General features: G+C 68.8%; 15 protein-coding genes. 4 read left to right on the forward strand and 11 right to left on the reverse strand.

Annotated features, from left to right (window positions below; all coding sequences use genetic code 11):
* Positions 1-31: 31 nt before the first annotated feature.
* A complete protein-coding gene (gene coaBC / locus AT699_RS19175) occupies positions 32-1,228 on the forward strand; it encodes a bifunctional phosphopantothenoylcysteine decarboxylase/phosphopantothenate--cysteine ligase CoaBC (RefSeq protein ID WP_020928415.1) in 1,197 nt (398 codons plus the stop codon).
* 106 nt (positions 1,229-1,334) lie between these two features.
* On the opposite strand, the gene AT699_RS19180 is transcribed toward coaBC, so the two are convergent.
* The 6 genes from AT699_RS19180 to AT699_RS19205 all read right to left on the reverse strand — a co-directional run bounded on the left by AT699_RS19180 (position 1,335) and on the right by AT699_RS19205 (position 6,757).
* The gene (locus AT699_RS19180; protein ID WP_006383950.1) at positions 1,335-2,324 is read right to left on the reverse strand and encodes a Bug family tripartite tricarboxylate transporter substrate binding protein; all 990 of its coding nucleotides are present in this window, start codon (positions 2,322-2,324) and stop codon (positions 1,335-1,337) included.
* Positions 2,325-2,337: 13 nt separating this feature from the next.
* On the reverse strand, positions 2,338-3,027 hold the full coding sequence (locus AT699_RS19185; RefSeq protein WP_024069515.1) for an AroM family protein: 690 nt from the start codon (positions 3,025-3,027) through the stop codon (positions 2,338-2,340).
* A complete protein-coding gene (locus AT699_RS19190; protein ID WP_006383952.1) occupies positions 3,024-3,953 on the reverse strand; it encodes a DUF1177 domain-containing protein in 930 nt (309 codons plus the stop codon). The genes AT699_RS19185 and AT699_RS19190 overlap by 4 nt, the downstream gene beginning before the upstream one ends.
* Entirely contained in the window at positions 3,950-4,654 is a 705-nt protein-coding gene (pepE, locus tag AT699_RS19195; RefSeq protein WP_006383953.1) for a dipeptidase PepE, read from the reverse strand. Before pepE ends, AT699_RS19190 begins: the two co-directional genes overlap by 4 nt.
* A gap of 90 nt (positions 4,655-4,744) precedes the next feature.
* The gene (locus AT699_RS19200) at positions 4,745-5,512 is read right to left on the reverse strand and encodes an IclR family transcriptional regulator (protein WP_006383954.1); all 768 of its coding nucleotides are present in this window, start codon (positions 5,510-5,512) and stop codon (positions 4,745-4,747) included.
* A gap of 204 nt (positions 5,513-5,716) precedes the next feature.
* Positions 5,717-6,757, reverse strand: coding sequence for a metal-dependent hydrolase (locus AT699_RS19205; protein ID WP_006383955.1), 1,041 nt, complete (start codon positions 6,755-6,757; stop codon positions 5,717-5,719).
* A 105-nt stretch (positions 6,758-6,862) separates the two neighbouring features.
* On the opposite strand from AT699_RS19205, the gene AT699_RS19210 reads away from it, so the two are divergent.
* From AT699_RS19210 to AT699_RS19220, 3 genes are all read left to right on the forward strand, one after another.
* Complete coding sequence (locus tag AT699_RS19210; protein ID WP_006383956.1) at positions 6,863-7,501, forward strand: DedA family protein; 639 nt, start codon at positions 6,863-6,865, stop codon at positions 7,499-7,501.
* Between the two features lie 11 nt (positions 7,502-7,512).
* On the forward strand, positions 7,513-8,049 hold the full coding sequence (locus AT699_RS19215; RefSeq protein WP_006383957.1) for a hypothetical protein: 537 nt from the start codon (positions 7,513-7,515) through the stop codon (positions 8,047-8,049).
* A gap of 95 nt (positions 8,050-8,144) precedes the next feature.
* The gene (locus AT699_RS19220) at positions 8,145-8,795 is read left to right on the forward strand and encodes a dUTPase (RefSeq protein WP_035181018.1); all 651 of its coding nucleotides are present in this window, start codon (positions 8,145-8,147) and stop codon (positions 8,793-8,795) included.
* A 67-nt stretch (positions 8,796-8,862) separates the two neighbouring features.
* On the opposite strand, the gene AT699_RS19225 is transcribed toward AT699_RS19220, so the two are convergent.
* The 5 genes from AT699_RS19225 to ehuB all read right to left on the reverse strand — a co-directional run bounded on the left by AT699_RS19225 (position 8,863) and on the right by ehuB (position 13,108).
* On the reverse strand, positions 8,863-9,975 hold the full coding sequence (locus AT699_RS19225) for an NADH:flavin oxidoreductase/NADH oxidase (protein ID WP_024069516.1): 1,113 nt from the start codon (positions 9,973-9,975) through the stop codon (positions 8,863-8,865).
* A 123-nt stretch (positions 9,976-10,098) separates the two neighbouring features.
* Positions 10,099-10,869, reverse strand: coding sequence for an ectoine/hydroxyectoine ABC transporter ATP-binding protein EhuA (ehuA, locus tag AT699_RS19230; RefSeq protein ID WP_024069517.1), 771 nt, complete (start codon positions 10,867-10,869; stop codon positions 10,099-10,101).
* Positions 10,866-11,537 carry an ectoine/hydroxyectoine ABC transporter permease subunit EhuD gene (gene ehuD, locus AT699_RS19235; RefSeq protein WP_024069518.1) on the reverse strand — a complete coding sequence of 224 codons (672 nt, stop codon included), beginning with the start codon at positions 11,535-11,537 and terminating at the stop codon, positions 10,866-10,868. The genes ehuA and ehuD overlap by 4 nt, the downstream gene beginning before the upstream one ends.
* A complete protein-coding gene (gene ehuC, locus AT699_RS19240) occupies positions 11,534-12,187 on the reverse strand; it encodes an ectoine/hydroxyectoine ABC transporter permease subunit EhuC (RefSeq protein ID WP_024069519.1) in 654 nt (217 codons plus the stop codon). The genes ehuD and ehuC overlap by 4 nt, the downstream gene beginning before the upstream one ends.
* A gap of 9 nt (positions 12,188-12,196) precedes the next feature.
* Complete coding sequence (ehuB, locus tag AT699_RS19245; RefSeq protein ID WP_047991190.1) at positions 12,197-13,108, reverse strand: ectoine/hydroxyectoine ABC transporter substrate-binding protein EhuB; 912 nt, start codon at positions 13,106-13,108, stop codon at positions 12,197-12,199.
* Between the last annotated feature and the right edge of the window lie 34 nt (positions 13,109-13,142).

Below are 13,142 nucleotides of genomic sequence, written 5' to 3' on the forward strand. Positions count from 1 at the left end.
TTCGACGGTATCCAAACGCCGTCCGACGCCCATGCTCGACCTCGCCCGCAAACGCATCGTCCTCGGCCTGACCGGTGGCATCGCCTGCTACAAAATCGCCGAGCTGGTGCGGCGCATGACCGAACAAGGCGCCATCGTCGACGTGGTGATGACCGAAGCCGCCACGCACTTCATCACGCCGGTGACCATGCAGGCCCTGTCCGGCCGCCCGGTGTTCGTCGATGCCTGGGACCCGCGGGTGCCCAACAACATGGCGCACATCGACCTGACGCGCGGCGCCGACGCCGTGCTGATCGCGCCGGCCAGCACCGACTTCATGGCCAAGCTGGCGCACGGCATGGCCGACGACCTGCTGTCGACGCTGTGCGTGGCGCGCGCCTGCCCGCTGCTCGTTGCGCCCGCCATGAACCGCGAGATGTGGGCCAACCCGGCGACCCAGCGCAACGTGGCGCAACTGCGCGCCGACGGCATCAGCATCCTGGGCCCGTCGGCCGGCGAACAGGCCTGTGGCGAGACCGGCGACGGCCGCATGCTCGAAGCCCACGAGATCCTGGCCGACCTGATCGCCTTCTTCCAGCCCAAGCTGCTGGCCGGCCGTCACGTGCTGCTGACCGCCGGCCCCACCTCCGAGCCGGTCGATCCGGTGCGCGTGCTGAGCAACCGCTCGTCGGGCAAGACCGGCTACGCCCTGGCCCGCGCCGCGCGCGAAGCCGGCGCCCGCGTCACGCTGATCACCGGCGCCACCGCCCTGCCGGTGCCGCGCGGCGTCACCGCCTTGTCGGTGATGACGGCGCGCCAGATGCACGACGCCGTGATGGCCAGCGCCGCCGACGCCGACATCTTCATCGCCGTGGCCGCCGTGGCCGACTGGCGCGTCAAGAACGTCAGCAACCAGAAGCTGAAGAAGACCAGCGAAGGCGGCGGCGCGCCGCAGATGGAGTTCGAGCCCAACCCGGACATCCTGGCCGAGGTGGCCAAACTGAAGGACGGGCCGTGGTGCGTGGGTTTTGCGGCAGAGACCGAAAAACTGGCCGAGCACGCCGAGGCCAAACGCCAGCGCAAGGGCATCCCGCTGCTGGTGGGCAACCTGGCGCACAAGGTGATGGACGCGGACACCACCGAACTGGTGCTGTTCGACGCGCAGGGCGCGCACCCGCTGCCGGCGGCTGACAAATTGGACGCCGCGCGCCGCCTGATCGCCGAGATCGCGGCGCGGCTGCCGGCCTGATCCCGCCCATCCGCGAACCGCCAAACAAAAACGCCAGACGCGAGTCTGGCGTTTTTGTTTGCGGCGCGCGCCGCGCCTGCCGGCAACGGCGGACGCGACAGCCTGCTTATTGCTCCAGGCTGATGTTGGCGGCGCGCACGATGTCGGCCCACTGCTTGCGGTCGTTCTCCAGGAACTGGCCGAACTGCTCGGGCGTCATGCCGGTGACGGGTTCCGAACCCAGGCCGGCCATCTTTTCCTTCACGGCGGGCTGCTTGAGCACGTCCTGCAGCGCCGCGTAATAGGCAGCCAGCACGTCCGCCGGCAGGCCGGCCGGGGCGAACACGCCCTGCCAGGTGGGCATATCGAAGCCCTTCAGGCCCTGCTCGTCGAGCGTGGGCACGTTGGGCAACTGCGCCGAGCGCTTGAGCGAGGCCACGCCGATGGCCTTGACCTTGCCCTGCAGTGCCAGCGGCGCGGCGGTGGAGATGTTGTCCATCGTCATCGCGATGTGGCCGCCCAGCAGGTCGGTGATGACCGGCGCCGCGCCTCGGTAGGCCGCGTGCGGCACCTTCACGCCCAGCTTGTACAGCATGGTTTCGGCGATCAGGTGATTGGAGATGCCCACGCCGGCGGTGCCGTAGGTGGCGGTCGGCGTCTTCTGGAAGTAGTCCTTCAGTTCGGCCAGGTTGTTGGCCGGCACGTCCTTGTTGACGATGACCACGTTGGGCTGCACCGCCGCCAGCGTGATGGGCGTGAAGTCGGTCGGCTTGTAGCTGGTGCCCTTGGCGTTGAGCACATGGGTGATGGCCATGGAACCGGCCGCGGCGATGCCGATGGTGTAGCCGTCAGGCTGCGATTGCGACAGGCGGAAGGCCATGATGTTGCCGCCGGCGCCCGCCAGGTTTTCCACCACCACGGTCTGGCCCAGGCGCTGCGACAGCGGCTCGGCCAGCAGACGCGCCAGCGTGTCGGCCGAACCGCCGGGCGCAAAACCCACCAGCAGGCGCACCGGCTTGGTCGGTTTCCAGGCGTCGGCGGCCAGGGCCGGCGCCGCCGCCAGGGTGCTGGCGGCGAACAGTGCGCCCACGGCGCGTTGCAAAGTACGGCTGAACATGAAGTCGATTCCCTTATTCCAATATTTGCGCGAGCGCCTGCGCGACCAGGCGGTTGGACAACAGCACCGGGCGACCCGACGCCTGTGCCACCGCCTGCCGCATGCGCTCGGCGTAACCCATGCAATGCATGACGACAAAATCACAGTCGGCCAGGTCCTGGCCGGCCTGCTTGAAACTGGCCGCCGCGCGTCCCGCGTCGGCCTCGTAGGGCGAGGCATGCACCACCGTGGTCGCGCACTCCAGCGGCACGGCCATGTGGAAGGCGTCGACCTGGGCTTGCAGCGGCACCACCAGGCCGACCTTGCGGCAGTGCTGCGCCAAACCGGCGACCAGGTGGTCGACGACCTGCTGCGGCTCGACCACCAGCGTGCGCATCGGCGCGATCGCGGTGCCGGTGCACAGCGGCACCAGCGCGTCGTAGCCGGCGGCGTCGGCCTCGCGCATCACCTCTGCCAGCCGCGCCTCGGCGGCGGCGGCGTCCAGTTCGACCTGGGCGCCGTCGCGCATGCGCGTGGCGAAGCGATACTCGCCCGGGCGCGGCGCCAGCGCGGCCAGCGCCGCCGCATCCAGGCCGTCGAGCGCGCCGAACTCGTCGATGCGCACGTGTTCGCCCAGCAGCGGCGCCATTTCCGGCACCACGTCGCTGCGCGGCGACTGGCCGATGGTGAAGAACGCCACGCGGCGCGGGCGACGCGCGCTCATTGCGCGGCGCCCGGTTCGCGGCCGGTGGTCTGCAGATGCGCCATCGAGCCATAGCGGCCCTGCAGCGCGTCCCATTCAGCGGCGTCGAAGAAGGTCATGGCGCCCTGCCCGAAGAGCTTGGCGATCTCGATGCAGAAACGCATCGCCACGTCGGCGTCGACGGCGTTGGTCACGCCGGTGGCGCAACCCGGCACGGCGGTCTGCGCGGTCAGCGCCACGCCGACCACCGGCGCGTCGGTGACGATGGCCGGCTGCATCAGCGAATTGACATGCCACAGGCCGTTTTCGTAGGGCGTGATGTCCTGCGTGGTCAGCGGCAGCGTCAGGGGCAGCTCGCCGCTGACCCAGCCCATCACGTCCAGCATGGTCTCCGGAATGCGCAGCAGATAGCCCTGTTTGGCCACCGGCGTCAGCGCCACGCCGCGGCGGTTCACCAGGCGGTTGCCGCGGGTGGTGTCGACGGACAGGATCGCGTCCATGCGCGGATCGACTTCGTGCGACATCATTTCGCGCATCGGGAACGGCGAGCGCATCATCGGCACGGGATGGTGCGGACGGGTGCCGGCGCGCGGGCAGATGTGGGTGCGGATGCGCACGGTGCCGGGCAGCACGTCGCCCTGGCGCGCCATGGCCATGATCTTGAGCGCGGCGGCGATGGCGACCACGGCGCCGTCGCTGTCGGACACCAGGCCGGTGACGGCCGGACGCGCGCCGATGCCGCCCAGGCGGCCGACGATGCCCAATTGCGGCGCGGCGGGGTCGGCGCCCGGAATGACGATGGAGAGGAACTCGGTGGCCGCGCCGTCGCGCTCCAGCGGCGTGACCTCGACCTCGCAGTCGCCGGCCGCGCGCAGCGCCTGTGCCACCGCCTCGCCCGTGATGTGGGCCGAAGACAGCAGTTCGATGGTGTCGATGACCTGCTTCATGCCGGGATCTCCAGCGGGCCGGGCGTGAACACGCGCGGCTCGGCGGCGCCGATGAACAGCGGCGCATCGTGCGGGCCGACAAGCGTGATGGCGGCCCCGCGCACGCGCAGCCCGGCGCCTTCGGGCAGGCCCAGCACCGGCATGGTCGGGTTCAGCGTGCAGAACTCGGCCAGGCGCTGCGCGCGCGTTTCGCCGCGATGGCCGGGAGGATGGGCATTGGTGTAGTGCGGGTTGATCTGGAAGGACAGCAGGCCGAGCGCATCGAAGCCTTCGGGGTCGGTGATCGGCATGTCGTTGGTGGTGCAGATGCTTGGGCACGCCAGGTTGGAACCGGCGCTCCAGCCCAGGTAGGCGGCGCCTTCGCGCACGCGGCGCGCCACCACGCTCAGCAGGCCCTGGCGGCGCAATTGGCCGAGCAGGTTGAAGGTGTTGCCGCCGCCGACGATGATGACGGCGGCATTCTCCAGCGCGGCCACGGGATCGGCGGCGCGATGCAGCGGCTGGATGTCCAGGCCCGCGTCGGCCAGCGCCGTGGTGACCAAGGTGGTGTAGTCGTCCCAGTTGCGGGTGACGCCCGCGTACGGCACGAACACCGCCGGCGCGCCAGCCGGCAGCGCGGCGATCAGTTCGCGGATGTCGGGCAACGCGTGCACCAGGTAGCCGGCGTCGCTGCTGGAATTGCTGAGAAGCAGAAGGTTCATGAGTGGAGTTCCGTGGAATCGGGAAAGTCGGGGTGTCGCGCACGCGCGGCTGGATAGGGCAATACGGTCAATCGGGTTCGCGCCGGCGCGTCAGGCCAGCCAATAGGGATCGTTCAATTCGCGGCCCAGCGCCGCGACCTGCCGCGTCAGCGACTCGCGCAGCGCCGCCACGCGGGCGGCGTCGACCTGGAACGACACGAAGGACAGGCACAGGCCGCGCAGTTCGCCGCTGGAGGGATCGCGCACCGCCGCCGCCACGGCGCCGATGCCAGGCATGGCCTGGTCGATGGCGACGCCGTAATGGTCGGCGCGGATCTGCGCCACGCGCTGCGCCAGTTCGCCCACGGTGGCCGGGCAATCCTTGCCCTCCATCGGCAGGGGGCGGGCTGGATCGGTGCCGTACAGCGCGTCGAACTCGTCCTGGGTCAGGCGCGACAGCAGCGCGCGTCCCATGGCCGTGTCCGAGGCGGCGCGGCGCGAACCCGGCGGCGACAGCACCTGCACCGGATGCGAGCCGTTCAGGCGTTGCAGCACCACGGTTTCGCGCTGGTTCAGGGTGGACAGGTAGGCGGTCAGGCCACTGTCGTCGGACAGGCGCGCCAGCACCTTGCGGCAGGCCTCGTCCAGCGGCGTCGCGGCCTGCCCGGCGCGCACCGCCTGCGACAGCAAGGCGCCGGCGCGATAGCGGCGCGTGGCCGCGTCCTGGTCCAGCAGGCCGTAGTGCTGCATCTGGTTCAACAGGCGCGAGGCCGTGCTCTTGGGCATGGCCAGGCGCTGCGCCACGTCGGTGAAGCTCAGTTCCGCCTCGCCCTGCGCGTAAAGCGCCAACACCCGCTGGACGCCATCGAGAATGCTCATTATTGTTCCAAAAATCGGAACTGCTGTTCCTTAATAGGGAACAAGAATAATGCAACGGCGGATTTCCGGTCAATACGGGCGGTCCCTCGGGTTGGCGGCAGCACCGTCCGCGAAGCGCGGCCTCTCACCAGGCCCCATGCCGACGGGACGAAAAAAAGCCCGCCATGTCGGGCGGGCCTTCCCGATGGCGCCGATCGGCGCGCTCTAGCGCGTCGCGGTCTCGGCCCATTGCGCCAGCGGCAGCGGCGGTTGCGCGTGCAGGATGCGTCCCAGCACCAGTTTGAACTCCGCCCAGCCGCCACGGTCGCCCGGCCAACTGGACGGGGTCACCGGCCGCCAGCCGCCGTCGGCCTGCCGCTCGGCCATCTTGAAGCGGAAGTTGTAGTGCCCGGCCACGCCCATGCGCAGGTCGGTCACCACCAGCGCATCGCCCACGGCGTCATAACGCAGCCAATCATCGGTGAACCAGCGCAGGCGCTGCAGCAGCGGCATATCGGCCAGCGCCTGTCCCAGTTCCGGGTTGAGCGGCAGGCGCAGCCATTCCGGTGGCTCGCGGTCGAACCAGCTGCTGACGGCCTCGTAGTAATGGCCGTCGGGCGTCTTGGCGACGACGCGCCACAGCAAGGTATTGAGCGGCATGGGAATGGCCCGCAGCTCGGTAATGGCGATGCCCTGCGCCTGCATCGCATCGCGCACCCGGTGTTCGGCGGCGATGCGGCCGGCGAGCCCGAACCCGAGGTAGGCGGTGCTGAAGATCAGCGCCCCGGCCAGGAAGCGGCGGGCGTTGCGGGTCATGCCGACGATCACCGCGTACACCGCCCCCAACAGCAATGGCACGGTATAGACGGGGTCGATGATGAAGATGGCCGACCAGCTTTCCGGGATCGATGGCAATGGCCAAAACAGCTGCGTGCCATAGACGGTGAAAGCATCCAGCAGCGGATGCGTCACCAATACCAGCCACAGGGTCAGGAACAGCCGCCCCGCGCTGTATTGCGCTTGCGGCCAGTACTTGCGTATCAACCATGTCAGCAGCGCCGCCAAGCCGGTCAACACGAAGATCGAATGCGAGAAGCCCCGGTGGTAGGTCATCAGCGAGACCGGATCCGGGTAGCGCATCAGTACGTCCAGGTCCGGCACGGTGGCCAGCGCCGCGCCGTAGATGAGCGCCCTCCGCCCCTGCACGCGCCCCAGCAGCGCCCCCTGTATGCCCGCGCCCAGCACGGCTTGTGTAACCGAATCCATAGAACTCCGACGATAGCCTTCTGTGGCGCGCCGCTTTCACGCGGCGTCCACAATGCAGGCGTTAAGATACCCGATTGCATTCAGCTAATTTTCAACTTCCGCCTCATGGACCAATACATCGACAAGATCGGCGTGCTGATCGAGACCAACCAGGCCTGGGCCGGCCCCATCACCTTCCTGCTGACGCTGGGAGAATCGATGGTGCTGCTGGGCCTGTTCATTCCCGCCACCGCGCTGATGCTGCTGACCGGCGGCCTGATCGGCGCCGGCACGCTGGATCCGTGGAGCATCATGGCATGGGGCATCGCCGGCGCCATCGTCGGCGATGCGCTGTCCTACGGGCTGGGGCGCTGGGCCGGCCCCAACGTGCTGCGGCGCTGGCCACTCAAGCAGCAGCGTACCGCCGTGGCACGGGCGCGCCTGTTTTTCTACCGCTATGGCTTCGCCTCGGTGCTGGTCGGCCGCTTCCTGGGACCGATCCGCTCGACCATCCCCACGGTGGCCGGCGTCATGGGCATGGCCCACGGCCGCTTCCAGATGGCCAACGTGCTGTCGGCGATCCTGTGGATGCCGCTGATGCTGGCGCCCGGCTACATCACCGCGCGCAGCCTGGGCGCGGCCGAAAACGCGCAACAGATCGCCATGATGATCGGCGCGGGACTCTCGGTGCTGCTAGGATGCGGACTCCTGGTCGCGATGATGCGCAAACGCCGGCAGCCGGCGCGCATCCGTCGCGGCAATTAGCGGAGAACAGCATGGCCATCGACATGGAGCCGAAGAACGGCGACTTCGCGCGCTACATCGAAAACCTGTCGCGCGCGGGCGGCGCCACGCCCGGACGGGTGCCGAGCAAGGCCGAGACCAGGCGCCAAGCGACCGCGCCGGTCGCCACGCCCACGCCGGCGCCCGCCCCGAGCCCGGGATCCCTGAATGACCTGGCCTGGGGCAAGACGGCGCCGCCGCAATCGCACCGCGCCGACAGCGTGCCGTCCACCGTCGCCCCGGGCCAGACCGACGCCGAAGCGGTCTCGCTGGCCAAGCGCGCGCGCCAGCGCAAGCAGGGCATCTTCCTGACCATCGCCGGCGCCGTGGCCGGCTGGGCCGCCGTCAACGTCGCCTTCAAGGCGCTGCACGCGCCGCGCTTCGACCTGGACGACTTCATGCCGGCGGTGTTCCTGGGCTTTTTCGCGCTGATGCTGTTCAAGGCGGCCAGCGGCGCGCGCGACCCGCGCAAGCGACCGCTGGAAAAGCTGCCGCCGCTCAAGACCTCGTCGTACCGCAAGGACGGCTGAAGCGGCCCGGCCTCGGCGGCAATGGTGCTAACATTTCCGCCGCCCTCGCATAGACCCCATGAATACCCGGAGTGAAAGTGAATAACGTTGTCGGATTGAACCAGGCCCAGGCGGCCACGATGCTGAAGCTGCAAGGCGACCTGAACAGCATGATCAATCCGGACTGGATCAACGGCGGCGCCCGCTTCCTGCGCGCCGCCTTCGTCGAATCGGCCGAGGCCCTGGAACACTACGGCTGGAAGTGGTGGAAGAAGCAGACCATCGACCTGCCCCAGGTGCAGATGGAACTGGTCGACATCCTGCATTTCTACCTGTCGCATACCATCGTGCAGGCCAAGGGCGACGTCAACGCCGCCGCCGCCGCGCTGGTGGCCGACCTGGCCGGCCCCGCCTCGATCACGCTGGACGGCAAGAGCTATGCGCTGGCCAGCCTGAACGTGCCCGAACTGCTCGAACTGATCGGCGGCCTGGCGGTGTGCGGCCGCGCCAGCTTCAAGCTGCTCGAGCAGAGCATGACCGCCTGCGAAATGAGCTGGAACGATGCCTATACCCAGTACGTTTCCAAGAACGTGCTGAACATCTTCCGCCAGCAGCATGGCTACAAGGAAGGCACCTACATCAAGATCTGGAACGGCGAGGAAGACAACGTGGTGCTGGCGCGCCTGCTGGCGCAGCACGACGCCGCCCGCGCCGACTTCGCTGACGTCCTGCACCGCGAACTGGAAGCGGCCTATTCGCGCCTGTAGGCGCAACGCCCGCCCGAAAAAAACGCCGCGTCACGCGGCGTTTTTCATTGCGCGACAGCTTCGGCCGCTAGCGCTGGCCGAAGTGCGTTTCGCCGAACAGGTCCTTCAACTCACGCGGCTGCGACCGCCAGTACTGGCGCGGCGCATTGACCTGGCCGCCCAGTTGCGCGGCGGCATGCCAGGGCCAGCGCGGGTCGTACAGCATGCCGCGCGCCAGCGCCACCATGTCGGCCTGCCCTTGCGCCAGGATGTCCTCGGCCTGTTGCGCCTCGGTGATCAGGCCCACCGTGATGGTGGGCAGGCCGACCGCGCGCTTGATGGCGTCGGCGAACGGCACCTGGTAGTTCGGCGCCACCGGGATCTTCTGCAATGGCGAAACGCCGCCGCTGGAGACGTCGATGAACTCACAGCCCAATTCCTTGAGCCGCAGCGCGAACGCTTCGGTCTGCGCCGGATCCCAGCCGCCCTCGACCCAATCCGTGGCCGATACCCGCACGCCCAGCGCCACCGACGAAGGCGTCACCTCGCGCACCGCGCGGAACACTTCCAGCGGGAAGCGCATGCGGTTCTGCAGCGAGCCGCCGTAGTTGTCGTCGCGCTGGTTGGCCAGCGGCGACAGGAACTGGTGCAGCAGATAGCCATGGGCCGCATGCAGCTCGATGGCGTCGAAACCCAGGCGGATGGCGCGGCGAGCGCTGTCGACGAAGGCGTCGCGCACCCGCGCCAGGCCGGCCGCGTCGAGCGCGCGCGGCGCCGGCTCGGACGCCTTGTGCGGCAGCGCCGACGGCGCCCAGCCCTGCCAGCCGCCCTGCTCCGGCGGCACCAGTTGGCCGCCCTCCCAGGGCGCATGGCTCGACGCCTTGCGGCCGGCGTGGCCCAGCTGGATACCGAGCTTGATCGGCGAATAGCGCCGCACCGCCTGCACCACGCGGCCCAGCGCGGCTTCGGTCTCGTCGGACCAGAGGCCCAGGTCGCCCGGGGAAATGCGGCCATCGGCCTCGACCGCGGTCGCCTCGGTAAACAGCAGCGCCGCGCCGGACAGGGCCAGGTGGCCCAGGTGGATCATGTGCCAGTCGGTGGCGCGGCCCTCGTCGGCCGAGTATTCGCACATGGGCGCGATGACGATGCGGTTGGCCAGTTCGACATTGCCGACTGACGTGGGACTGAAAAGATGACTCATGCGTAAGGCTCCGGGCGATGGACGCGGATGCACAGCATAGCGCCGGCATCCGCCCGCGCCGCCAATCCCGACGCCCGCGTGGGGGTTTAGGGCGGGACGAGGCCCGCCCTTTATTACCGCGGCTTATTGCCCCTCGATCACGCTGTCCAGGAACTGGCGCGTGCGCGCTTCCTTGGGCGCGCTGAACAGCGTCTGCGACTCGGCGTCCTCGACGATGTTGCCCTCGTCGAAGAACAGCGTGCGGTCGGAACTGCGTTCGGCGAACTTCATCTGGTGGGTGACGATGATCATGGTCATGCTCTTGCGCGCCGACAGGTCGCGCAGGATCTGCAGGATGCCGCCCACCAGCTCCGGGTCGAGCGCCGAGGTGACCTCGTCGAACAGCATGATCTCCGGGCACATCGCCAGCGCGCGGGCGATGCCGACGCGCTGCTTCTGGCCGCCCGACAACTGCGCCGGGTAGACGTCGAGCTTGTCGCCCAGCCCCACCATCTCCAGGTATTCCACCGCGCGCTCGCGCGCCTGGTCGCGCGGCAGGCCCAGCACGTGCACCGGCGCCTCCATGGCGTTGCCCAGCGCCGTCATGTGCGGGAACAGGTTGAAGTGCTGGAACACCATGCCGATCTTGCCGCGCACCTTGCGCAGGTGCTCGGAATTGGGGCCGGCCGGACGGCCCTGGGCGTCGGTCCACATCGGCTCGCCGTCGATCTCGATCTCGCCGCTGGTCGGCTGGTCCAGCGTCATCAGCACGCGCAGCAGGGTCGACTTGCCCGAACCCGACGGCCCGATCACGGCCACGGTCTGGCCTGCCGGAATCTCCAGGTTGATGCCCTTGAGCACCTCCAGCTCGCCATAGCGCTTGTGCAGGTTCTTGATGGTGATGCTGGAACTCATCGCTTTCCTCCATATCGTTGCAGGCGGGCCTCCAGGCCGCGCACGCCCCAGGCCGCGATCAGGCTCAGCGCCAGGAACAGCACGCCGACCAGCGTCAGGGGCTCGGTGTAGCGGAAGGTGGTGGAGCCGATCATCTTGCTCTGTTGCAGCAGCTCGACCACCGTGATCGCCGACAGCAGCGGCGTGTCCTTGAACATGGCCACCAGGTAGTTGCCCAGCGCCGGCACCACCGGCGGGATCGCCTGCGGCAGCACCACGCCGACGGCGGTGCGCCACGGCGACATGTTCAGCGCCCGCGCCGCCTCCAGCTGGCCGCGCGGCACCGCCTCGATGCCGGCGCGGTAGACTTCGGCGCAATAGGTGGCGTAGTGCAGCCCGAGCGCCACGATGCCGGTCGCCAGCGGCGACATCTGCACCCCGGTCAGGGGCAGCACGTAGAACAAAAAATACATCTGCACCAGCAGCGGCGTGCTGCGCACGAACTCGATCACGAAGGCCGTGGGCAAGGACAGCACCGCCAGGCGCGAGCGCCGCAGCAGCGCCAGCGCCAGGCCGAGCGTCACGGCCACCAGCATGCCCAGCACCGTGGCCTGGATGGTGATGAGCAGCGCCGAGCCCAGCGTGGGCAGGATCTCCAGCGCGAAGGACCAGTCGAATATCGGTTTCATCGGACGCGGACCCTCCGTTCAAGCAGGCGCACGCCGGCGGTGATGAGCAGCGCCACCGCGAAGTACAGCAGCAGCATGAGCGTGAAGATCTCGGTGGTGCGCAGGGTTTCGCTGCGCAGCAGTTGGCCGCGGAAGGTCAGGTCGGTGATCGTGATGAGCGACACCAGCGCGGTGTTCTTGAGCAGTTCGATCAGCAGGTTGCCGGCCGGCGGCAGCATGGCCGGAATGGCCTGCGGCACCACGATGCGGCGCATGATCTGGCCACGCGTCAGGTTCAGGGCCACGCCGGCCTCGCGCTGGCCCGGCGGCACCGCGCGGATCGCGCCGCGCACCACCTCGGCGCCATAGGCGCCGGCATTGAGCGCCAGCACAACGATGCCCACCAGCATGGCCGGCAGTTGCACGCCGAACAGCGGCAGCACGAAATAGAACCAGAACAGCTGCACCAGCGCCGAGGTGCCGCGAAACACCTCGACGTAGATGGACGCCAGCCAGCGCACGGGGCGCACGGTCGACAGGCGCCCCACCCCGGCCACCAGCGCCAGCGGCACCGCCAGCACCACGGCGCCCGCCATGACCTCCAGCGTCACCGCCAGGCCTTCCAGCAGTGGCGGCACCAGCTCGGCGATATGTTCGGATATGAGCTGCATCGGCGCCCCCTAGTTCGCGGCGCAGAGCTTGGCGGCCGTGACGTCCTTGGGCAGTTCCTCGGGCGTGAAGCCGAACGGCGCCACCAGTTTCTTGTGTTCCTCGGTGCCGATGAACTTGGCCAGCTCGGCGTTGAAGGCATCTGCAAAGGCCTTGTCGTCCGTGCGGAAGGCATAGGCGCCGTAGCCGCGCACGCCCTTGCCGTCGATCACCGGATCGGTGAACGGCTCGGCCTTCTCCAGGCCGCTGCCGGCGTCGGTCTTGCCCATCAGGTCGTTGACCGTCAATGCCGTGGCCGCGTAGGCGTCGGCGCGGCCGGCCTGCACGCCGGACAGCGCGCTGACCGCATCCGGGAACACCACGATCTGGCCGGCGGGCACCTTGACCTTGGCGGCGTATTCGGCCTCGATGGCGCCAACCACCACGCCCAGCTTGGCGTCGGGGTTCTTCACCACGTCCTCGTAGCTGTGCAGGTTCTTCGGGTTGCCCTGCTTGACCAGGAACGCCTGGCCCACGCCATAGGTCGGGTTCGAGAACGCCACCTGGCCGCAGCGCTCCGGCGTGACGTACATGCCGGCCGCGATGATGTCGAAGCGCTTGGCCTGCAGGCCGGGGATCAGCGAGCCGAATTCGGTCAGCACGCCTTCGACCTCGTTGATGCCCATGCGCTTGAGCACTACCCGGGCGATTTCCACCGATTCACCGGTGACCTTGGCCTCCTTGCTGTCCATGAAGGCGAACGGCGCTTCATTGGCGTAACCGATACGGATCTTGCCGGCCGCCTTGGCGGCTTCCAGCGTGCTGGCGCCGGCGGCGGGCGCGCTGGCCCCCTGGACGGGCTTGTCCGAACCGGAGTCTGAGCAGGCTGCCAGCAGGCCCAGGCCCAGGGCCAGCAGGACGCGGCGGGTGCGTTGGACGATCATGGTTTTTTCTCCCTGATTTATTTCTAGGTACATC

The organism is Achromobacter xylosoxidans, from assembly GCF_001457475.1.
Classification (GTDB): Bacteria; Pseudomonadota; Gammaproteobacteria; order Burkholderiales; family Burkholderiaceae_B; genus Achromobacter; species Achromobacter xylosoxidans.

Excerpts from the sequence above, each read along its gene's own strand:
- coaBC (WP_020928415.1), top strand. The coding sequence starts at position 32 with ATGCTCGACCTCGCCCGCAAACGCATCGTCCTCGGCCTGACCGGTGGC.
- AT699_RS19180 (WP_006383950.1), bottom strand. The coding sequence starts at position 2,324 with ATGTTCAGCCGTACTTTGCAACGCGCCGTGGGCGCACTGTTCGCCGCC.
- AT699_RS19185 (WP_024069515.1), bottom strand. The coding sequence starts at position 3,027 with ATGAGCGCGCGTCGCCCGCGCCGCGTGGCGTTCTTCACCATCGGCCAG.
- AT699_RS19190 (WP_006383952.1), bottom strand. The coding sequence starts at position 3,953 with ATGAAGCAGGTCATCGACACCATCGAACTGCTGTCTTCGGCCCACATC.
- pepE (WP_006383953.1), bottom strand. The coding sequence starts at position 4,654 with ATGAACCTTCTGCTTCTCAGCAATTCCAGCAGCGACGCCGGCTACCTG.
- AT699_RS19200 (WP_006383954.1), bottom strand. The coding sequence starts at position 5,512 with ATGAGCATTCTCGATGGCGTCCAGCGGGTGTTGGCGCTTTACGCGCAG.
- AT699_RS19205 (WP_006383955.1), bottom strand. The coding sequence starts at position 6,757 with ATGGATTCGGTTACACAAGCCGTGCTGGGCGCGGGCATACAGGGGGCG.
- AT699_RS19210 (WP_006383956.1), top strand. The coding sequence starts at position 6,863 with ATGGACCAATACATCGACAAGATCGGCGTGCTGATCGAGACCAACCAG.
- AT699_RS19215 (WP_006383957.1), top strand. The coding sequence starts at position 7,513 with ATGGCCATCGACATGGAGCCGAAGAACGGCGACTTCGCGCGCTACATC.
- AT699_RS19225 (WP_024069516.1), bottom strand. The coding sequence starts at position 9,975 with ATGAGTCATCTTTTCAGTCCCACGTCAGTCGGCAATGTCGAACTGGCC.
- ehuA (WP_024069517.1), bottom strand. The coding sequence starts at position 10,869 with ATGAGTTCCAGCATCACCATCAAGAACCTGCACAAGCGCTATGGCGAG.
- ehuD (WP_024069518.1), bottom strand. The coding sequence starts at position 11,537 with ATGAAACCGATATTCGACTGGTCCTTCGCGCTGGAGATCCTGCCCACG.
- ehuC (WP_024069519.1), bottom strand. The coding sequence starts at position 12,187 with ATGCAGCTCATATCCGAACATATCGCCGAGCTGGTGCCGCCACTGCTG.
- ehuB (WP_047991190.1), bottom strand. The coding sequence starts at position 13,108 with ATGATCGTCCAACGCACCCGCCGCGTCCTGCTGGCCCTGGGCCTGGGC.